This window comes from Crossiella sp. CA198, assembly GCF_052078295.1.
Taxonomy (GTDB): Bacteria; Actinomycetota; Actinomycetes; order Mycobacteriales; family Pseudonocardiaceae; genus Crossiella.
In genome coordinates, this window is record NZ_JBQJIM010000003.1 from 352,440 (window position 1) to 371,197 (window position 18,758).

18 protein-coding genes and 1 riboswitch are annotated in these 18,758 nt (G+C 72.2%); of the genes, 7 read left to right on the plus strand and 11 right to left on the minus strand.

Annotation, left to right across the window (positions count from 1 at the left end; genetic code table 11):
* Window positions 1-220: 220 nt before the first annotated feature.
* From ACTOWY_RS06700 to ACTOWY_RS06720, 5 genes are all read right to left on the minus strand, one after another.
* The gene (locus tag ACTOWY_RS06700) at window positions 221-1,579 is read right to left on the minus strand and encodes a cobyrinate a,c-diamide synthase (RefSeq protein WP_441308718.1); all 1,359 of its coding nucleotides are present in this window, start codon (window positions 1,577-1,579) and stop codon (window positions 221-223) included.
* Window positions 1,573-2,187 (minus strand): cob(I)yrinic acid a,c-diamide adenosyltransferase, encoded by a 615-nt coding sequence (cobO, locus tag ACTOWY_RS06705; protein ID WP_441308719.1) that lies wholly within the window; start codon window positions 2,185-2,187, stop codon window positions 1,573-1,575. The genes ACTOWY_RS06700 and cobO overlap by 7 nt, the downstream gene beginning before the upstream one ends.
* Before the next feature lie 16 nt (window positions 2,188-2,203).
* The gene (locus ACTOWY_RS06710) at window positions 2,204-4,201 is read right to left on the minus strand and encodes a putative cobaltochelatase (RefSeq protein ID WP_441308720.1); all 1,998 of its coding nucleotides are present in this window, start codon (window positions 4,199-4,201) and stop codon (window positions 2,204-2,206) included.
* A 32-nt stretch (window positions 4,202-4,233) separates the two neighbouring features.
* Window positions 4,234-4,351, minus strand: a riboswitch (cobalamin riboswitch).
* Window positions 4,352-4,369: 18 nt separating this feature from the next.
* Window positions 4,370-4,951 carry a TetR/AcrR family transcriptional regulator gene (locus ACTOWY_RS06715; protein WP_441308721.1) on the minus strand — a complete coding sequence of 194 codons (582 nt, stop codon included), beginning with the start codon at window positions 4,949-4,951 and terminating at the stop codon, window positions 4,370-4,372.
* A gap of 100 nt (window positions 4,952-5,051) precedes the next feature.
* Entirely contained in the window at window positions 5,052-6,284 is a 1,233-nt protein-coding gene (locus ACTOWY_RS06720; RefSeq protein ID WP_441308722.1) for a cytochrome P450, read from the minus strand.
* A gap of 38 nt (window positions 6,285-6,322) precedes the next feature.
* Between ACTOWY_RS06720 and ACTOWY_RS06725 the strand changes: the two genes are divergently transcribed.
* From ACTOWY_RS06725 to ACTOWY_RS06735, 3 genes are all read left to right on the plus strand, one after another.
* On the plus strand, window positions 6,323-7,492 hold the full coding sequence (locus ACTOWY_RS06725) for an 8-amino-7-oxononanoate synthase (RefSeq protein ID WP_441308723.1): 1,170 nt from the start codon (window positions 6,323-6,325) through the stop codon (window positions 7,490-7,492).
* Between the two features lie 224 nt (window positions 7,493-7,716).
* A complete protein-coding gene (locus ACTOWY_RS06730; protein WP_441308724.1) occupies window positions 7,717-8,754 on the plus strand; it encodes a serine hydrolase in 1,038 nt (345 codons plus the stop codon).
* 140 nt (window positions 8,755-8,894) lie between these two features.
* A complete protein-coding gene (locus tag ACTOWY_RS06735; protein WP_441308725.1) occupies window positions 8,895-9,995 on the plus strand; it encodes a hypothetical protein in 1,101 nt (366 codons plus the stop codon).
* A 65-nt stretch (window positions 9,996-10,060) separates the two neighbouring features.
* Here the strand turns inward: ACTOWY_RS06735 and ACTOWY_RS06740 are convergent, their stop codons facing one another.
* Complete coding sequence (locus tag ACTOWY_RS06740) at window positions 10,061-10,498, minus strand: GNAT family N-acetyltransferase (RefSeq protein ID WP_441308726.1); 438 nt, start codon at window positions 10,496-10,498, stop codon at window positions 10,061-10,063.
* A gap of 175 nt (window positions 10,499-10,673) precedes the next feature.
* On the opposite strand from ACTOWY_RS06740, the gene ACTOWY_RS06745 reads away from it, so the two are divergent.
* The gene (locus tag ACTOWY_RS06745) at window positions 10,674-11,315 is read left to right on the plus strand and encodes a LysE family translocator (protein ID WP_247760465.1); all 642 of its coding nucleotides are present in this window, start codon (window positions 10,674-10,676) and stop codon (window positions 11,313-11,315) included.
* Between the two features lie 39 nt (window positions 11,316-11,354).
* Complete coding sequence (locus tag ACTOWY_RS06750) at window positions 11,355-11,744, plus strand: phage holin family protein (protein ID WP_247760466.1); 390 nt, start codon at window positions 11,355-11,357, stop codon at window positions 11,742-11,744.
* Between the two features lie 19 nt (window positions 11,745-11,763).
* On the opposite strand, the gene ACTOWY_RS06755 is transcribed toward ACTOWY_RS06750, so the two are convergent.
* The 4 genes from ACTOWY_RS06755 to ACTOWY_RS06770 form a co-directional block, all read right to left on the minus strand.
* On the minus strand, window positions 11,764-12,651 hold the full coding sequence (locus ACTOWY_RS06755; RefSeq protein WP_441308727.1) for a S1 family peptidase: 888 nt from the start codon (window positions 12,649-12,651) through the stop codon (window positions 11,764-11,766).
* A gap of 192 nt (window positions 12,652-12,843) precedes the next feature.
* The gene (locus tag ACTOWY_RS06760; protein WP_441308728.1) at window positions 12,844-13,656 is read right to left on the minus strand and encodes a S1 family peptidase; all 813 of its coding nucleotides are present in this window, start codon (window positions 13,654-13,656) and stop codon (window positions 12,844-12,846) included.
* A 126-nt stretch (window positions 13,657-13,782) separates the two neighbouring features.
* Window positions 13,783-14,583 carry a S1 family peptidase gene (locus tag ACTOWY_RS06765; protein WP_441308729.1) on the minus strand — a complete coding sequence of 267 codons (801 nt, stop codon included), beginning with the start codon at window positions 14,581-14,583 and terminating at the stop codon, window positions 13,783-13,785.
* A gap of 245 nt (window positions 14,584-14,828) precedes the next feature.
* Window positions 14,829-15,671 (minus strand): S1 family serine peptidase, encoded by an 843-nt coding sequence (locus ACTOWY_RS06770; RefSeq protein ID WP_441308730.1) that lies wholly within the window; start codon window positions 15,669-15,671, stop codon window positions 14,829-14,831.
* 164 nt (window positions 15,672-15,835) lie between these two features.
* Here ACTOWY_RS06770 and ACTOWY_RS06775 point away from each other — a divergent pair, with 164 nt between their 5' ends.
* Entirely contained in the window at window positions 15,836-16,741 is a 906-nt protein-coding gene (locus ACTOWY_RS06775; RefSeq protein ID WP_441308731.1) for a M15 family metallopeptidase, read from the plus strand.
* A 97-nt stretch (window positions 16,742-16,838) separates the two neighbouring features.
* On the opposite strand, the gene ACTOWY_RS06780 is transcribed toward ACTOWY_RS06775, so the two are convergent.
* Complete coding sequence (locus ACTOWY_RS06780) at window positions 16,839-17,927, minus strand: M48 family metallopeptidase (RefSeq protein WP_441308732.1); 1,089 nt, start codon at window positions 17,925-17,927, stop codon at window positions 16,839-16,841.
* 372 nt (window positions 17,928-18,299) lie between these two features.
* On the opposite strand from ACTOWY_RS06780, the gene ACTOWY_RS06785 reads away from it, so the two are divergent.
* Window positions 18,300-18,623 carry a hypothetical protein gene (locus ACTOWY_RS06785; RefSeq protein ID WP_441308733.1) on the plus strand — a complete coding sequence of 108 codons (324 nt, stop codon included), beginning with the start codon at window positions 18,300-18,302 and terminating at the stop codon, window positions 18,621-18,623.
* The last annotated feature ends 135 nt before the right edge of the window (window positions 18,624-18,758 follow it).

The following is an 18,758-nucleotide window of genomic DNA, read 5'->3' on the forward strand; positions in this document are numbered from 1 at the left end:
GTGCTCCGAGCGTCCGGCGAGTAGGCGACGACGTTACCGCCTGCGATCCCCGGCCCGTGCAGCCCGGTACCCGCTAGACCAAGATCGCCACGTCACGTAGCCGCCGCTGCGCCGAATCGCCGGACCTGTGACGGTCCACCTAGGACAGTGGTGACTGTGTGTGTCGGGCAATCGATAGCTGTGCGCGAATGGACTGGAGTCCAGACCCTCGATCCGGCGTTCAGGGTTGGCGGGTTGCGAACGTGGCGGCGCGGCTGACGAAACGGGCGATCGAGCCGGGGTCCTCGGCCGGGTGGGTGTGCAGATAGGACGCGTGCACGCCGCCGAGCACAAAACCCTCGGCGCGTGGGCCCTCGTCCGCTCGCCAGGCCCAGGCCGCGGCGGCACCCGATGCGGGGATCAGTTCGGTGCGGTGGAACTCGTGCGCGGTGCGGCGCGTTCCGGCCTGCTGCAGCACCGAATCGCCGATCGCGACCGCGTCCCGGTAGCCGAGGGTCAGTCGCGGGGTCATCCGGGCGGTGGCGGGCAGCACCCCGCACATCGGGCGGCCGTCGAGTTCGCGGGCCAGGTAGAGCAGGCCACCGCATTCGGCGTGCACGGGCCCGCCAGCGGTGGCCAGGGCGGCGACCGCGGCACGCAGCGGGGCGTTGGCGGAGAGTTCCTCGGCGTGCTGTTCCGGGAAGCCGCCGGGCAGCACGAGTCCGGTGGCGCCGGTGGGCAGCGCCTCGTCGCGGAGCGGGTCGAACACCTCGACCTGGGCGCCCGCGGCAGTGAGCAGTTCGGCGTGCTCGGTGTAGCCGAAGGTGAACGCGGAGCCGCCGGCGATGGCGATGACCGGGCGGCTCGGGCCGGGTTCCAGGCCGTGCTCCCAGGTCACCGGGGGCAGGGGTGGGGCGGAGCGGGCGAGGCGGAGCACCGCGTCCAGGTCGACCGCGCCGGCGACCTTGTCCGCGAGCGCGTCCACCACCTCGGTGGCCGCGCGCCCGTGTTCGGCCGCGGTGACCAGGCCGAGGTGCCGGGAGGGCAGCTCGAAGGCCGGATCCCGCGGCAGGCTGCCGAGCACGTCCAGGCCGACCTCGGCGCAGGCCTCGGTGAGCACCTGGGTGTGCCGGTCGGAGCCGACCTTGTTGAGCAGCACCCCGGCGATCCGCACGGCCGGGTCGTAACTGCGGAAACCGTGCAGCAGCGCGGCCAGGCTACGGCTCTGGCCACGGGCGTCCACGACCAGCGCGACCGGCGCGTCCAGCAGGGTGGCCACATGCGCGGTGGAGCCGTGGCCCGGCGTGCCCAGGCGGCCGTCGAACAGGCCCATCACGCCCTCGATGATCGCGATGTCGGCATCGCGCGCGCCGTGGGCGAACAGCGGACGCACCCGGTCCTCGCCACAGAGCACCGGGTCCAGGTTGCGGCCGGGGCGGCCGGTGGCCAGTGCGTGGTAGCCGGGGTCGATGTAGTCGGGGCCGACCTTGCCGGGCGCGACCCGCAGGCCGCGGCGGCGCAGCGCGGCCATCAGGCCGGTGGCGACCGTGGTCTTGCCCGCGCCGGAGCCGGGGGCGGCGATGACCAGTCTGGCTACCACTCGATCCCCCGCTGACCCTTCTGCCCGGCGTCCATCGGGTGCTTGACCTTGGTCAGCTCGGCCACCAGGTCCGCGGCTTCCAGTAGCGCGGGCGGGGCGTAGCGGCCGGTGATGATCACGTGCTGGTGGCCGGGGCGGTCGCGCAGGGTGGCCACGACCTCCTCGACGTCGATCCAGCCCCAGTGCATCGGGTAGGTGAACTCGTCCAGCACGTACATGCCGTGCCGGGCTTCGCCGAGGCGGCGGGCGATCTCCCGCCAGCCCTCGCGGGCGGCCTCGGCGTGGTCGGTCTCGGTGCCCTTCTTCCGGCTCCAGGACCAGCCCTCGCCCATCTTGTGCCACTCGACCTCGCCGCCCTCGCCGGTCTGTTCGTGCAGCCTGCCGAGCGCGCGGAACGCCTCCTCCTCGCCGACCTTCCACTTGGCGGATTTGACGAACTGGAACACGCCGATGGACCAGCCCTGGTTCCAGCCGCGCAGCGCCATGCCGAAGGCTGCGGTGGACTTGCCCTTCATCTCGCCGGTGTGCACCACCAGCAGCGGCCGGTTGCGGCGCTGCCGGGTGGTCATCCCGTCGGCGGGCACACTGGTCGGTTGTCCTTGCGGCATCGGATGTCCTTCCGGCTCAGGCCGCGCGGGCGGCGCGCACGACGCCGGCCACCCGGTCGGCTGACAACTCGTCCAGGGTCAGGCAGTTCGCGCCGAGAGCGAGGGCGAGCCGGGCGGCCAGGCCGAGTCGGACCAGGCCGTGTTCGCAGTCCACCACGATCGCGGCCACGCCGTCGGCGGCGAGCAGGGCGGCGGCGCGCAGGGCGTCGCGGACCGGGTCGCCGTGCACGCCGACGGTGGCGCGGCCGTCGGTGACCACGACCAGCAGCGGGCGGCGACGTGGATCGCGTAGGCGTTCGGCGGCCAGGGTTTTGCGGGCGCGCAGCAGGCCGTCCGCGAGGGGGGTGCGGCCGCCGGTGCGCAGGCGCTTGAGCCGGGCGGCGGCCGCGTCCACCGAGGAGGTCGGCGGCAGGGTCAGCTCGGCGCTGTTGCCGCGGAAGGTGACCAGGCCGACCTTGTCCCGCCGCTGGTAGGCGTCGCGCAGCAGGGACAGCACCGCGCCGCTGACCGCGGACATGCGCTTGCGGGCGGCCATCGAGCCGGAGGCGTCCACCGCGAAGAGCACCAGGTTGCCCTCCTTGCCTTCGCGGACCGCACGCCGCACGTCCTCACCGCGCAGCAGCAGGCCGGGGCCGGTGCGGCCGCGGGTGGACTGGTGCGGGGCGGCGGCGGCGACGGTGGCCGACAGGTGCAGTCCGTGCCCGTCCACTGTGGACGCGCGGACCACCCGGCCGAACTCCGAGCGGGACCGGGAACGTCGTCCAGGTGCGCCTTCGCCCAGGCCGGGGACCTGGAGCAGCCGGGCGCGGAAGGCGGGTGCGGGGGTGGCGGGGGCTTGTTCGCCGCCACCGGAGCCGCTCGGCCGCGATGTGTCCGGCCCGGACCGCTCACCGTCCGAAGTGGACTGTTGCTCGCCCTGCGGCGGGGCGGAGTTCTCGCCGTGGTCCTGGCCGCCGCCGGGGCCGTCCGGATCGTCCTCGGGCTCTGGCCTCGGTGGTTCGGCCTCGTCGGCGGCGGCGGAGAGGGCCTGCTGGAGCTGCTCTTCCTCCAGGCCGGGCTCGTCGAAGGGGTCGCGGCGCTTGCGGTGCGGCAGCGCGAGCCGGGCGGCGACCTCGACATCGCTCGCGTCCACCGCCGCGGCGCCGCGCCAGGCGGCGTGCGCGAGCGCGGTGCGGGCCACCACCAGGTCGGCGCGCATGCCGTCGACCTCGAAGGCGGCGCACAGCGCGGCGATCCGGCGCAGTTCGACATCGGGCAGCGTCACCGCGGCCAGGGCGGCGCGGGCGGTGGCGATGCGCGCGGCCAGGTCCGCATCGTCCGGGGTCCAGCGGGCGGCGAAGCCCGCCGGGTCGGCCTCGTAGGCCAGGCGGCGGCGGACGACCTCGGTGCGGGTGTCGGTGTCGCGGGCGGCGAGCACGGTGACGGTCAGGCCGAACCGGTCGAGCAGCTGCGGCCGCAGTTCGCCCTCCTCCGGGTTCATCGTGCCGACCAGCAGGAAGCTCGCCGCGTGCGAGATGGACACGCCCTCGCGCTCGACGTGCGCGCGACCCATGGCGGCGGCGTCCAGCAGCAGGTCGACCAGGTGGTCGTGCAGCAGGTTGACCTCGTCCACGTACAGCACGCCGCGATGCGCGCCGGCGAGCAGGCCGGGCTGGTAGGCGCGCACGCCCTCGGTGAGCGCGCGTTCCAGGTCGAGCGAGCCGACCAGGCGGTCCTCGGTGGCGCCGACCGGGAGTTCGACCAGCCGGGCCGGGCGGCTGGTGGCCGCGCCGTCGTGCGGGGCGTCCGGGCAGGTCGGGTCGGGGCGGGCCGGGTCGCAGGCGAAGCGGCAGTGCTCGACCACGGCGACCGCGGGCAGCAGCGCGGCCAGGCCACGCACGATGGTCGACTTGGCGGTGCCCTTCTCGCCGCGGACCAGCACCCCGCCGATGCCCGGGTGCACCGCGTTGAGCAGCAGGGCGAGCCGGAGATCGGGGTGTCCGACCACTGCGGAGAACGGGTAGCCGACGGTCATGCGCGCGGTCCTTCCTCGGGTGTCCACGCCCGGGTCCGGAGGATCGAGGGGCCGAGTCTCCTGACTCCCGGAGGCGGACTCCGGTCACAGTGGCGGGACCGTCCCGGACTCGCACCGGGTTCCTCGCTCACCCCTCGCTGACAAAGCAGTTCGCATCGTCGCACACGATCAGGTGGTCGCGACCGTCTCGCTGATCACGCTTGCCCTGGCCAGCGCGAGCAACTCGGCGCGCACCTGCTCGATCGGCGTGCCCAGGTCCTCGGTGACATGCCGCACCAGCTCGGCGCGCATCCCGGCGAGCAGCGCGTGCGCGAGGAAGTCCGCTGAGCCCGCGCGCGCCGGGCTGGCCTGGGTGATCCGCTCGGCGAGCAGGCTGTGCCAGCCGCCGCCGGGGCGGCAGCAGGCGCCGGGGGCGGACTGAGCTTCCAGGGCGGCGATCAGCGGGCGGAGTCGCCTGCTCTCGTCGAAGAGGACGCCGAGGCAGGCGAGCAGCCGGTGCACCGGATCCGCCGCGGCGGCGGCGCAGGCCGTATCCACCTGGTTGGTTACCTCGTCCCGGTACTGGTCGAGGAGTTCGTGGATGAGTCCGCGGCGGTCGCCGAAGCGGCGGAACAACGTGCCCTTGCCGACCCCGGCCGCCAGCGCGATCTCGTCCATGGTGACCGCGTCCGGGCCGCGCTCGATGATCAGCCGTTCGGCCGCGGCGAGGATCGCCTGGCGGTTGCGGGCGGCGTCGGCGCGCTCGGCCACGGAACTACTCCTTGCGGTAACCGGACTGGCGGTCCGCATTCTAGCGATCAGACCAGCGGAGTAACCGTCTGGTTATGCGCGGGGATGGGCAGCCGCGTGGTCAGGCGCGGCGGGCGAGCACGCGCAGCGGGGCGCGGAAGGAGAGCAGGCCGAGCATGGGCGGTTCGGCCTCTAGGAGTTCCAGGCGGGGCAGGCGGCGGGCGACCTCGGTGAGCACCACGCTCGCCTCCGCCCTGGCCAGTCCCGCGCCGAGGCAGAAGTGGCGGCCGTGGCCGAAGGCCAGGTGCCTGCGGACCTCGGGGCGGGCCGGGCAGAACTGCTCGGGGTCGGGGAAGACGTCCGGGTCCGCGCCGGAGCCCGCGAGCAGGAGCAGCAGGTGCGCGCCGCGCGGCACCTGGACCCCGGACAGGGTGACCGGGCGGGCGGCGACGCGGCGCCAGGTGTTCACCGGCGGTTCGTGGCGCAGCACCTCCTCCACACAGGCCGCGGCCAGGCCGGGCTCGCCGGCGGCCAACCGGGGCCACAGGTCGGCGCGCGGGATGAGGCGGTGCAGCAGCGTGCTGAGCAGCTGGCTGGTGGTCTCCTGACCGGCGATGAGCAGGAAATAGCAGACGCCGACGGCCTCGGCGACGCGCAGCGGGCGGTCGCCGGGCGCGCGGTGCGCTGCGAGCTGGCCGAACAGGTCCGGGCTGCCGGGGGTGGCGGCGCGGATGCGGGCGGCCAGCCACTGGTGGAACTCCCCCGCCGCCTCGGCCAGGGCCTGGTGCCGGTCCGGGTCGGGGCGACCCCAGAACAGTTCGAGGGAGGCCGCGCTCCATGCCTTGAGCACCGGCAGGTCCACCTCGGTGAGGCCGAGCAGTTCGAGCAGCACCCGGCAGGGCAGCTCCGCGGCCAGGCCGCTGACCAGGTCGAACGGGCCGGCCACGGGGAGGCGGTCGAGGTAGTCGTTGGCGAGGGAGCGGATGCGGGGTTCGGCGTCGCGGACCCGCCCGGGGGTGAAGTAGGAGGCGACCAGGCGGCGCAGGCCGGTGTGGCTGTCGGTGCCGTTGTTGGCCAGGGTCGGCGGCAGCGAGAAGCGGGCCCTGGCCAGCACGCGCAGCTGCGGCGGCGGGATCGGGGTGATCGCGGTGAGCGCGTTGTCCGGGACGAACCCGTCCGGGTCGGCCAGCACCGCGCGGACGTCGGCGTGCCTGCTGACCAGCCACAGGCCGGTGCGCTCGTCGTGGTGCACGGGCGCGCGTTCGCGGAGTTCGGCGAAGCTCGGCCACGGGTCGCCGACGAACCGCGGACCGAATAGGTCCAGCTCATCTAGAGAACCCGTCGTCGCCCACACGTCCAAAACGGTAGCCCGGCCAATGCGACACTCCGGCGGTGACCTCGACCACCCCGGACGTCTTCGCCTGGCTGGACACCCGCTCCCGGGCCCGGGCCCGGGCGGGCCTGACCCGCTCGCTGCGGCCGCGCGCCGCCGACGCCGCCGCGCTGGACCTGGCCTCCAACGACTACCTCGGCCTCACCCGCGATCCGCGGGTGACCGAGGCCGCGGCGGCCGCGGCGCGGCGCTGGGGCGCGGGAGCGACCGGATCGCGGCTGGTCACCGGGTCGACCGAGTTGCACGCGGAGCTGGAACGGGAGCTGGCCGAGCACTGCGGCACGGAGGCGGCGCTGATCTTCTCCTCCGGGTTCCTGGCCAACCTGGGCGCGCTCACCGCGTTGTCCGGGCCGGGCACGCTGATCGTCACCGACGCGCACAACCACGCCTCGCTGATCGACGGCTGCCGGTTGTCCCGCGCCGAGGTGACCGGCGCCGGGCATCGCGATCCGGCCACGGTGACCACGCTGCTGTCCGAACGCGTGAAGAAGCGCGCCCTGGTGGTGACCGATTCGGTGTTCTCGGTGGACGGCGATCTCGCGCCGCTGCCCGAGCTGGCCGCCGCCTGCCGGGCGCATGGCGCGGCGCTGATCGTGGACGACGCGCACGGGCTCGGCGTGCTCGGCGACGGCGGGCGCGGCGGGGTGCACGCGGCGGGGCTGGCCGGGGCGGCGGATGTCGTGGTGACCACCACGCTGTCCAAATCGCTGGGCAGTCAGGGCGGGGCGGTGCTCGGGCCGCGACGGGTGATCGCGCACCTGGTGGACACCGCGCGCGGGTTCATCTTCGACACCGGGCTGGCCCCGGCCTGCGCGGGCGGGGCGCTGGCGGCGTTGCGGGTGCTGCGGGCCGAGCCTGAGCTGGCCGGGCGGGCGCGGGGGGTGGCGCGGGAGCTGGCCGGGCGGTTCGCGGCTGCCGGGTTCGCGGTGAGTTCGCCGACCGCGGCGGTGGTGTCGGTGCGCGCGCCCTCGCCGGCCGAGGCGGTGGAGTGGGCGGGCCGGTGCCGGGCGGACGGGGTCGCGGTCGGCTGTTTCCGGCCGCCGTCGGTGCCGGATCAGGTGTCGCGACTGCGGTTGACCGCGCGGGCTGATCTGTCCGCGGCGGACCTCGACCGGGCGGTGGAGATCATCACGCGCAACGCCCCGGCCGCCGCGCGGCGGGAGCGCTGAGGACAGGAACGGCAGGCGTGGTGGCAACCGCGGCGGCGGGACCGCTGCCGGCAGCACGCTCCGCATGCGGGCCGGTGCGGCGGGCCGCTGACGACACTTGCCGCAAGCGCCGGGAGGCGAACAGCCGCCCGCGCTGCTCCGTCCGGCGTGTCCGCGAGGGCTGAGTCCGGCACAGGACTGATGTTTTCCTTGCTTGTCACTCGAATGGCCCTAGGCTGCCGCGCATGACCATCAACCGGAGGCGCGCGCTCGGTCTGGGGACTGTGGCAGCGGCGGGCGCCATGCTGGGTTCCACCACGATCGCGGCGGCGCAGAACGAGCCAGTCGACGACGAGAGCGTCATTCCCACTTCCGCGGCGCACGCGCGCAGGCGGATCGAGCGGGTGTACCGGCGGGAGTCGCTGCGGGCGGGCGGCACCTGGTCCTCGTTCATCAGCGTCACCGACCCCGACGGCACCCCGGTCCCGGCGGTGGAGGCCGAGGCTGACCGGGTGGTCGAGGCCTACAGCGTCAACAAGATCGCGGTCGCCGCGGCGGTGCTGGACAAGATCGACCGCGGGCTGTTGACGCTGGACCAGCGGGTGGAGGTCACCAGCGCGATCGTCAGCAAGGACGGCGACGGCATCTTCGGCTTCGACGGCGCCTACCCGAGTTCGGTGACCCTGGGCCACGCCATGGCCAACCTGCTCACCGTCTCCGACAACACCGCGGTCCGGCTGTGCGGGCTGGTGTGCCCGGCGGCCGAGCTGAACGAGATCCTGCGCGCCAAGGGCTTCACGCACACCCAGGTGAAGCCGGTGGCCAACCCGAACCGGTTCTTCCTGGGCAAGACCACTCCGCGCGAGACGCACACGCTGCTGCGCAGGCTGGTCGACGGCACGCTGATCTCCGCCGCCTCGACCGAGTACGTGCTGACCCTGCTGCGCTCGATGTCCGCCTTCACCGACGGCATCCGGCTGGAGCTGAACTCCGCCGAACGCGGCCGGGTGGCGACCAAGGCCGGCTGGTTCAACGACGGGCGCAACGAGGCGGGCATCGTCTTCGACACCGCGGGTAAACCGATGGTTACCTACTCGCTGTTCGCCTCGGGCGAGTTCCGCGGCGACGCGGCGGCCAACCTGAACGACTTCAGCACCACCCACCCGGCGCTGCGGGCCAGGGTCGCGCTGGGCCGCAAGATGGTCGACGCGGTCTCCCGGATCACCGCCAGCACCGCGCGCAGTCACCACCAGCCCGCCTACCAGCCCAGCAACGGCGGCTGACCAGCGGCAACGGACCAGGGTCTCGGGGCCGACCCGGAATCGGCCCCGGAGATCCGGGCTGATGGTGCTCCCTCGGGCGGGGGAGCACCATCACGCCGCGGCGGGACCCGGGGACGCGGCCGGGCCGCGAGTCTCGGGGCATGACAAGGACAGCACGCAGATTCCTGGTGGCCGGACTGGCCGTCACGGCAGTTGTCAGTGGAGTCGCGGCGCCCGCGTTCGCGGCCGAGGCGCCGATGAGTGTGCGCGGGTCGGCCGGCGGGCAGCTCGGACCCGAGTTCGGTCCGATGGCCGGTGATCCGGTGCGGTTCGAGATCCAGGCCAGTGCCACCGACCCGATGAAGCCAAGCGGGACGTTCAAGGTCACCCACCACAAGCCGGACGGTTCGCTGCTGGCCCGGTTCTCCGGCGAGGTGACCGGCTTGCACGCGGTCGGTCAGGTCGGGGTGTTGAACGGGAAGATCACCTGGGCCGAGCACCCTGGGGCGCCGCAGCTGGAGTTCGTGGGCAAACCGGTGTCGCTGACCGTGCAGGACGAGGGGCGGCGCGGGGACCGGATCGGCTGGGTGTGGGGGTTCTTCGGGCAGCCCGTGAGTCCGCTGCAGGGCACGGCGCCGGTGTTGCGGCTCAGCGATGGGGATCTGTCAGTGCGTGGGCCGGTGCCCGGCGCGGACGCGGTCGGCAGGTCGGCTGCCGGGGGTGCTGACCAGGCGGCGGTGTCGGCGGGCGGCGGTGCTGACAAGGCCGTGGTGGCGGCGGGCGGCGGTGCTGACCAGTCGGCTGCCGAGGGTTCCGGGCTGGCGGTCGCGGCGGAGCGGGATCGCGGACACCTGCTCGCGGGCACGGTGCGCGGCACCAGCAAGGACCCCGAGTTCCTCGGCGATCCGCTGATGTTCTCCGTCGCGGCCCGGGTCGAGCCTGGGGCCACGCCGGACACCGCGAGCGGGAAGTTCCACGTGACCCACCACAAGCCGGACGGCGGCCTGGTCGCCGACTTCAGCGGTCGCATCACCTGCCTGGTGGTCGGCGGGCGGGTGGGCATGGCCACCGGGGTGGTGGAGGCGAGCGCGGATCCCGCGCACGTCGGGCTCAAGGTGTCCTTCTCCGTCTACGACGGTGCGCGCGGGGACCGGATCGGCTGGCTGTGGGGAGTGCCCGGGTCTGATCCGGTGCTGGACTGCCAGGGCTTCACGCCCTTCTTCGCGCCGTCCACCGGCGGTTTTGTCGCCCGCGGGCTGTAGTTCTGGCAGACAAGACGAACGGCGTCCTGACCATCGAGGGGGTGGTCAGGACGCCGTTCTCGTGGTCAGGGGCGGGACATCTGGACGTGCGCGACGCCGCCGTCGAGGAACTCCGGGCCGGTGATCCGGTAGCCGAAGCCCGCGTAGAAGCGGGTCACCGTGGTCTGCGCGTCCAGCACGGACGGGGCCTCGCCGATGTCGGTCAGCGCCTCGCGCATCAGCTCGCGGGACAGGCCCTTGCCGCGGACGTCCGCCCTGGTGACCACGCGGCCGACCCGGACGGTCCCGCCGTCGGGCTCCACCAGCAGGCGCAGGTAGGACAGTGGCGTGCCGTCGGCCTCGGCGAACCACAGGTGCCGGGTGACCGGGTCCAGGTCACGGCCGTCCAGGTCCGGGTAGGGGCTTTCCTGTTCGACGACGAAGACGTCCACGCGCAGGCGCAGCAGGGCGTAGAGGGTGCTCGCGTCCAGCTGGTCACCGGTGGCTCGGTACAGGGTGCTCACCTGCCGTTCCTATCACCTCGCGGAAAGTTCCCAAGATCGGCCGGGGTGAGGGAACACACGTAGTTTCCGCGTCAAGGACCGCAAGTCTTCCTGTTGATATCCCATCAAGGCGAAAGATTGCCCGTTGACCCCACCCTGAACCCATGGTTCGTCCTGCTGCCGCGAGGGAGGCGACATGTCTCTGGACCTGACCCAACTGCCCGCGTTCCTGATCGCCTGTGCCGTCGTGGTGCTGACGCCGGGGGTGGACGCGTTCCTGTTGCTGCGCACCTCGCTGCGGCAGGGCACCCGCCCCGGACTGCTCGCCCTGGCCGGCATCCACTCCGCCGCGCTGGTGCACGTCGCGCTGGTGGTCTCCGGGCTCGGCCTGCTGATCAGCCACTCGCCGGGCGTGCTCACCGCGCTGCGCTGGCTGGGCGCGGCCTACCTCGGCTACCTGGCCTTCTCCATCGCGCGCGGGCTGTGGCTGGCCCGCGGCGAACTGCGCACCGCGACCGCGGGTGAGCGGGCGGACGAGCGGCCGGGCAACGGGCCGTTCCTGCGCGGGTTCCTGTGCAACATCACCAACCCGAAGATGCTGCTGTTCTGTCTGGCCTTCCTGCCGCAGTTCATCGGCGCCGCGGGCAACCCGGTGCTCCAGCTCGGCGTGCTCGCCGCGGTGTTCATGGTGCTGGCCTTCGGCTGGGAGCTGGCGATCGTGCTGGCGGCGAGCCGGTTGCAGGAACGGCTCGCGCGACCGGTGGTGCTGAACGGACTGGACGCCTTCTGCGCGGTAGCCTTCTTGAGCATGTCGGTCGGGCTGGTGCTCGGCAGCTGAGCCGCACGGCCCGCCGCCGTCCGACCCAGGGAGCCGCCCGTGTTCTTTATCCTCCAGGTAGTCATCACCGCCGTGGCGCTGTGGGTGTCCACCGCGTTGCCCGGCATCGACATCGGACCAGGTCCGGTCTCGGTCGGTGAGAAGATCGGCACCCTGTTGCTGGTCGGCCTGGTCTTCGGTCTGGTCAACGCGGTCATCAAGCCGGTGGTGAAGCTTGTCGGCTGCGTGTTCTACCTGTTGACCCTCGGGCTGATCGGCCTGGTGGTCAACGGCCTGCTGTTCATGCTGACCGGCTGGCTGGCGGACAAGCTGGACCTGCCGTTCCAGGTGACCGGGTTCTGGCCCGCGTTCTTCGGCGCGATCATCGTGGCCTTCGTGAGCTGGGTGCTGAACGCGGTTCTCCAGGCACGTGAGGCGCTGGACGACTGAGCACGACCGCCGGCCGCTGCTAGGACCTGAGCACCAGGTCCAGCAGCGGCTGGTACGTGCTGACCCGCACGTACACCCCTGGCTGGTACGGCCGCGCGCAGCCGATGCCCCAGGAGGTCACGCCGACCAGTTTGCCGCCGGCGATCAGTGGACCGCCCGAGTCGCCCTGACAGGTGTCCACGCCGCCGTTGGCGTACCCGGCGCACACCATCGAACTCGCCTCGAACCCGGCCAGCACCGCCTGGCAGAGCGGGTCGCCGACGATCGGCAGTGCGGCCTTGAGCAGATAGCGGGACGGGAAACCGCCCTCGGCGGTGCGGCCCCAGCCGAGCGCGAGGGTGTAGGTGCCGGGACCGTAGAGCAGGGTGTCCGCCGGGGTGGCCAGCGGCAGGGGCGGCTGGGACAGCGGTAGCGCGAGGCGGAGCACGGCGACGTCGTCGCCCGCGCGCACGTCGGTGTAGAACGGGTGGATCCAGATCCCGGTGAGCGCGCGGATCTCGCCGCCCAGGGTGAGCAGGTCCTCGCGGCCTGCGATGACCAGGAGATCCTTCGGCTGCCGGCCGACCGCGCAGTGCGCCGCGGTGAGGACCATGGCCGGGGCGACCAGGGTGCCGCCGCAGAGGGGCGCGCCGTCGGACTTGGTGATCGCGACCGTCCACGGGAACTCGAGGATGGAGGCGCGGATGCCGCCGACGACCCGGGAGTCGGTGGGACCGGGTGGGGCGGGTGGCCCGGCCAGTGCGGGGGCTGGTGCGGCGAGGGTGAGCAGGAGTGCGGCGAGGGCGACGCCGAGGGGTGCGCGGCGACCTGAAGAGCCAGGCCGGGCGGGACCGCGCCGGGACAGACCGCGCCGGGACAGAGCGCGCCGGAGGAATTCGCCGAGCCGTGTACGCGTGCCAGACCACATTGTCCGCTCCCGTCTGCTCGCCGCCCCGTGTCCAGGACAGCCCCGGCCGACCTGGCGGACAAGTCGAGTCGGCGAAGGCAACCCACGTGAGTGACCGGGTCCGGACAAGCCGGGCACAGCCCGATGGGGCGGCCCGCGAACGGACCGCCCCATCGGGGTGCAGGGATATTCAGTTGTGGCCTCGCCGCAGGGCTAGGAGGTGATCTGCTGGGTCAGCACCGCGTGGTAGGGGGCGATCCGGGCGTAGACGCCGGGGTAGTTGGCCATCGCGCAGCCGCGGCCCCAGGAGGTGGCGCCGATGAGCTTGCCGCCGACGATCAGCGGGCCGCCGGAGTCACCCTGGCAGGTGTCCACGCCGCCCTGGGGCAGGCCCGCGCACACCATCGAGGTGTTGCTGTACTGCGGGTACGCGGTCTTGCAGGTCTGGTCCGAGGTCACCGGCACGTTCGCCTTGAGCAGGTAGCGCGAGGCGGAGCCGCCGGAGCTGGTGGTGCCCCAGCCCAGGATCAGCGCGCTCTGGCCCGCGGCGTAGAGCGCGGTGTCCGACGGGGTGGCCAGCGGCACGGTCGGGCCGCTGATGTTGCGGTCCAGGGTCAGCACCGAGACGTCGAAACCAGCGGTGGCGCTGGTGTAGCTGGGGTGCACCCAGATCTTGGTGACCTTGGCGACGGTGCCCGCGGTGCTCTGCTTGTCCTCTCGGCCGTGCACCACGAAGGTGCTGGCCGGGGAACGGCCCTTGGTGCAGTGCGCCGCGGTCACGACCTTGTTGGCCGCGACCAGGGTGCCGCCGCAGAACTGACCGGATCCGGTGCTGCCGGAGGCCAGGTACACCGTGTACAGGTGCTGGCTGATCGCTGCCCGGGTGCCGCCGACGATCAACGGGTCGACATCGGAGGTCGACGGGGCCGGGGAGGCGTTCACAGCTGCCGCGGAGGTCAGCGTGACCGCCGCGACCGCGGCGACGACGCCGAGCATTCGGCCAAGGCGACGCAGGGTTACCGCCATGGTGGGGCTCCTTTTCTCGTGCCCTCGAACGAGTGGGAGACGCATACCAAGAGCAACAGAGGAGCGACCCGCCACACAACGGCCGTTCGATGTGGACCGTTCGGGCGGCGAGCCACTCCGTGCCTGTTAGGAGCTGATTTGCGTGCTGAGCTGGGTGTAGTAGCCGGACACTCTGGCGTACACACCGGGCTTGCCGGCCTGGGCGCAGCCCTCACCCCAAGAGGTGATGCCGACCAGCTTTCCGTTGACCACCAGCGGACCACCGGAGTCGGCCTGGCAGGTGTCCTTGCCGCCCTGGGGGAAGCCCGCGCAGACCATGGACGCGCTCTTGTACTCCGAGTACGCACTCGCGCAGGTCTGATCGGAGGTCAGCGGCACGACGACCTGCCGGAGCGTGTCGGAGTAGTCGCCGTTGCCGGTGGTGTCGCCCCAGCCAAGCGCGCGGGCCTGGGTGCCTGCCTTGTACAGCCCCGAATCCGCGGGCTTGGCCAGCGGCAGGGTGGTGTAGTTGAGGTTGCGGTCCAGCGTCATGACCGCGACGTCGTCGCCCTGGGTCACGCTGCGGTAGTTCGGGTGCTGCCAGACCTTGGTCACCTTGGCCGTGTGGCCCTCGCTGGTGCGCAGGTCGGTGCGGCCGGCCACGATCTGCCAGCGCGAGACGGCCTTGCCGGACGTGCAGTGCGCGGCGGTGACGACCTTGTTCGGCGCGGCGAGCGTGCCGCCGCACCACTGGGTGCCGTCGAGCAGCAGCGCGACGGTCCACGGGTACTGCTGGGTGGTCGCCGCGGTGCCGCCGACGATCAACGGATCCATGGTCGGCTCCGGCGGCGGCGCCGCGCTGGCCATGGCGCCGGGCGCCAGGCCGAGGGTCACGGCGGCTGCCGCGACCCCGATGAACTTGACCAGGCGATGCAGGGTGGTCGCCAACGGTCACTCCTTCCTCGTGCCCTCGAACGAGGTCCCGGCCCACGGTGGCCGGGTGCGCTGTAGGCAACGCGAGGAGTGTTTGCGTCGACAACCTTCCTTCGTCGTGACCCATTCGGCCTAAACAGTTAGTGACCGTCCGGGCCACCTGTGAGCAGGCGGAATCCAGCTCAGGAAGGCGGCGTTAATCTGTTGTTGCGGAAACCCGTAATGATCGGAAACCCGCTGGTAACGGACTGAACTGAAACTCAGCGGGTGGCGCGGCGCTGACCGAGCTGAGCGTTGATCTTGTCCAGGTAGTTGCCGATCTTGGTGTAGACGCCCGGCTTGCCCTTCTGCGCGCAGCCCTCGCCCCAGGACGTGATGCCGATCAGCCGCCCCTCGGCGACCAGCGGACCACCCGAATCGCCCTGACAGGCGTCGATGCCGCCCTCCTCGTACCCGGCGCAGAACATCTTGACCGGGGTGTAGGTGCGGTAGGGCGTCTGACACTTGGCGTCCGGCAGCACCGGCACCTGCGCCTGCACCAGGTAGCGCGAGGTCGGCCCCGATTCCCGGGTGGCGCCCCAGCCGACCACGGTGGCCTTGGTGCCCGGCCGGTAGCGCGGGTCGCCGAACTCGGCCAGCGGCAGGGTCGGGTAGGCGACCGGCGCGGCCAGGGTGAGCACGCCGACGTCGTCGCCGTTGAACACCGACTCGAACTTCTCGTGCGTCCAGATCCGGTTGACCGCCAGCACCTCGCCGGTGGTGCGGCTCTGCGTGTCGGTGCGGCCCGCCACCACCCGCACGTCGGCCGGGGCGCGGTTGACCACGCAGTGCGCGGCGGTGAGCACCTTGGTCGGGGTGACCAGGGTGCCGCCGCAGTACTGGTTGCCTGCCCGGCCGACCAGGTAGACCGCCCACGGGTGGTGCTCGCTGGATGTGGTGGTGCCGCCGACGATCCGGGCCGAGAGCGGCCGGACGTCCTCGGCCTGGGCCGCCGGTTCGGCCGCCGGGCTCAGCGCCGAGTAGACCAGTCCGCCGAGGAGCACCAGCGCCGCCGCGGGCGCCAGCAGCCACCACCGGTTGCGCGGCGGTGTGGTGTTCGTCATCGGCTTACCTCTCACCATGGGTGGCCCCGGCCGCACCGCCGGGAGATGAACGCAGTGCGACGAGTCAGACACCCAGCGCACGCACGGGAGAGCATACTCGGTCGTTCGGTCGATTGATTACTACGCCGAACGGGTGCATTCGGTGAACGTGCCATCCTGAACGGGTGGGGAGCAGAAGCTGGATCGGACCGGTGGTGGCACTCGTGCTCGCGGCGACGCTGACCGCCTGCCAGGGCGCGGTGGCGCCGGTGACGCCGAGCAGCGCGGAGCCGCCGGTGACCTTCCGGTTCGAGCAGCCGGGCACAACGCCGCCGAGCAGCCCGGCACCCAGCGGCCCGCAGCCCAGCGGCGAGGCGCGCACCGCTCCCCCGCCGCCGGTGTGGACGGTCGGCGCCCGGCCGCTGCCGCGCAGGCCGGACGGTTTCGGGCAGGTGCTGCCGACCCCGCCGGAGCTGGCCCAGCGCCGGTTGCCGACCGCGGACCGGCTGCCGCCGCCCAGGGACGGGCACTTCGCGGCGACCGTGGGAGCGGTGCCCGCGGAGGTGCTCGCGCGCAGCACCTGGCAACCGGCCTGCCCGGTCGGCGCGGACGGGTTGCGGTATCTGACGCTGTCCTTCTGGGGTTTCGACGACCGGCCGCACACCGGCGAGCTGATCGTGGCGGCGGGGGTCGCGGAGAACGTGCGCAAGGTGTTCGAGCGGCTGTACGCGGCGCGGTTCCCGATCGAGGAGATGCGGGTGACGGCCAAGCCCGAGCTGGACGCCGCGCCGACCGGGGACGGCAACAACACCAACGGCTTCGTCTGCAGGCCCGCCCGCGGCCAGACCCGGTGGTCGGCGCATGCCAAGGGACTGGCGGTGGATGTGAACCCGTTCGCCAACCCGTACCTGCGCGGGGATCTGGTGCTGCCGGAGCTGGCCTCGGCCTATGTGGACCGGCGGCAGCGCAAACCGGGCATGATCCACTCCGGCGATCCGGTGGTGCAGGCGTTCAGTGCGATCGGCTGGACCTGGGGCGGGACCTGGCGCTCACCGAAGGATCTGATGCATTTCTCGGCGACCGGGGACTGAGGGCGGCCGCGCGCCGGGTGGCCGACCATGGGACACAGCGAACCGCCCGCCGGGCCTGGGGCCTGGCGGGCGGTTCGCGGCTTGCCGGATTAACCGGTCAGTTGGCCGATGGGCCGGAGCCCTTGTCCGAGCCACCGCCGGAGCTGTCGCTGTCGCCGCGGTTGCCGCCGGTGAAGGAGTTCCACACCTTGCCCGCGGTGTCCGAGACCAGGCTGCCGACCTCGCTGAGCACCTTGGCCAGTGGGTCCGCCGAGGAGACGATGGCCTCCTTGTAGGACTTGGCCGCGCCCTTGACGTCGTCCTTCCAGTTCGAGGTCGTGCTGTCGTCCTCGCGGCGCGGGTACTCCCCGGCCAGGATGTCGCGGTACTGCTCGCTCGCCGCCCACTGCTGCAGGTCGGCGGCGCGCACCACGGGCAGCGGATGGGTGAGCCCGTCCAGGTGGATGAGCTTGAGCACGCTGTCGCGCACGTCCTCGACGCCGTCGTAGTCGGCGGCCTGCTTGAGGTACTCGGCGGTGTCGATCTTGGAGGGATCGGTGACCCCGGAGAGGATCATGTGCACCCGCAGCGCCACGGCCGGGTCCTGCACGCACAGCAGGCCAGCGCGGTCGGCGGAGAGCTGGGAGCGGCGGTGCCAGTCCTGCAGCGCGAGGATGATCGCGCGCAGGCCCCAGTACCCGACCGGCATCCAGGACATGCCGGCGGCCAGGCCGATCAGCCGGCGCAGGATCGTGTAGTACAGGACGTGCCCGGACAGGATGTGGCCCATCTCGTGGCCGAGGACGAACCGGAGCCCTTCCTCGTCGAGCAGCTCGACCAGCCCGGTGGTGATGACGATGAACGGCTCGTCCATCCCCATCGCGTAGCTGTTCGGGTGCGGGTCGCGGGTGATGAAGAGGTCGGGCACCTGCTCGAGGTCGAGCACGGTGGCGCATTCCGCCCGGAGCCGGTGCAGCTCCGGATACTGGGTCTCGGAGACCTTGATCGAGGTCGCCAGGGCGAGCAGGCGCTCGCTGCGCTCCGGAATGGCGCCGTAGATCGCCTTGAGGACCGCGGGGAAGCCGGGCACCGCGCGTGCGGTGGCCAGGGCGCCCCGGTCGGCCGGGTGTTCGTAGGCCCTCGGGCTGATCTGTGGGAACCGGGTGCGCCCCGTCGCCACAGGCACCTGGGCCGCGTCGTCCGCCATCGTCAACCCCCGTTAGTCGGTGAAATAAGCCGTACTGGATTCGAGCGTACAGACGCGCACGCGGGCCCGCCGTCGTCTCAGGGACAACTCAGGGGAAACTCAGGGTCGGGAAGTTCGGAAGTCCGAATCGACCACGCGGCGCAACCGGTGACGCTGGACAGCGCAGCTCACTGCGGAAACCCGAAGTGCTCGTTTGTTTTCCTGATACGGCGAACTACACCCATCCCGAAGTGCCATTCCGGTTCTTTGCCGCTTCGGTGATCAGTCTTGCCGCTCATTGCCGGGTGCTGATCTCATTCCTCTTGTCGGACCGCGACCCGACAAAGCCAAAGACAAAGCTCATGTGAAACACCAGGAATGGGAGTGGTAACAATGCGCAACGTCACCCGGATTCTGGCCGCAGGCACCTCCGCCCTCGCCCTGTCCGCCGGCCTGCTGCTCACCGGCGGCATCGCCTCGGCCGCCCCGGCGGGCACCGCCACCGCGCAGTCCGCCGAGTTCAGCTTCAGCGGCGCCACCGTGCTGGCGGCGACCACCAAGAAGCTCAAGCTGAAGCTGACCTCCGGCTCCACCGTGGACGTGACGCTGGACAAGAACACCAGGATCGAGGGCACCGTGGCCGTCGGCGGCAAGGTCAACGTCAAGGGCATCAGCATCGCCGGCACGCTGCTGGCCAGCTTGGTGATCGGCCGCTGACCCAAATATCGCAACCGAATCACCGCTGAGAGTGACCGGGGTCAACCGATTTGGTGGACCTCGGTCACTCTCAGCCGTTTGCATACCTGTCGGTAATGACGAATATAGTGAGAATGCCTCATCCACCCTGCCATC

Coding starts and splice junctions, on each gene's coding strand:
- ACTOWY_RS06785 (WP_441308733.1), top strand. CDS start 18,300: ATGCGCAACGTCACCCGGATTCTGGCCGCAGGCACCTCCGCCCTCGCC.
- ACTOWY_RS06760 (WP_441308728.1), bottom strand. CDS start 13,656: ATGGCGGTAACCCTGCGTCGCCTTGGCCGAATGCTCGGCGTCGTCGCC.
- ACTOWY_RS06745 (WP_247760465.1), top strand. CDS start 10,674: ATGTCTCTGGACCTGACCCAACTGCCCGCGTTCCTGATCGCCTGTGCC.
- ACTOWY_RS06755 (WP_441308727.1), bottom strand. CDS start 12,651: ATGTGGTCTGGCACGCGTACACGGCTCGGCGAATTCCTCCGGCGCGCT.
- cobO (WP_441308719.1), bottom strand. CDS start 2,187: ATGCCGCAAGGACAACCGACCAGTGTGCCCGCCGACGGGATGACCACC.
- ACTOWY_RS06735 (WP_441308725.1), top strand. CDS start 8,895: ATGACAAGGACAGCACGCAGATTCCTGGTGGCCGGACTGGCCGTCACG.
- ACTOWY_RS06770 (WP_441308730.1), bottom strand. CDS start 15,671: ATGACGAACACCACACCGCCGCGCAACCGGTGGTGGCTGCTGGCGCCC.
- ACTOWY_RS06710 (WP_441308720.1), bottom strand. CDS start 4,201: ATGACCGTCGGCTACCCGTTCTCCGCAGTGGTCGGACACCCCGATCTC.
- ACTOWY_RS06730 (WP_441308724.1), top strand. CDS start 7,717: ATGACCATCAACCGGAGGCGCGCGCTCGGTCTGGGGACTGTGGCAGCG.
- ACTOWY_RS06780 (WP_441308732.1), bottom strand. CDS start 17,927: ATGGCGGACGACGCGGCCCAGGTGCCTGTGGCGACGGGGCGCACCCGG.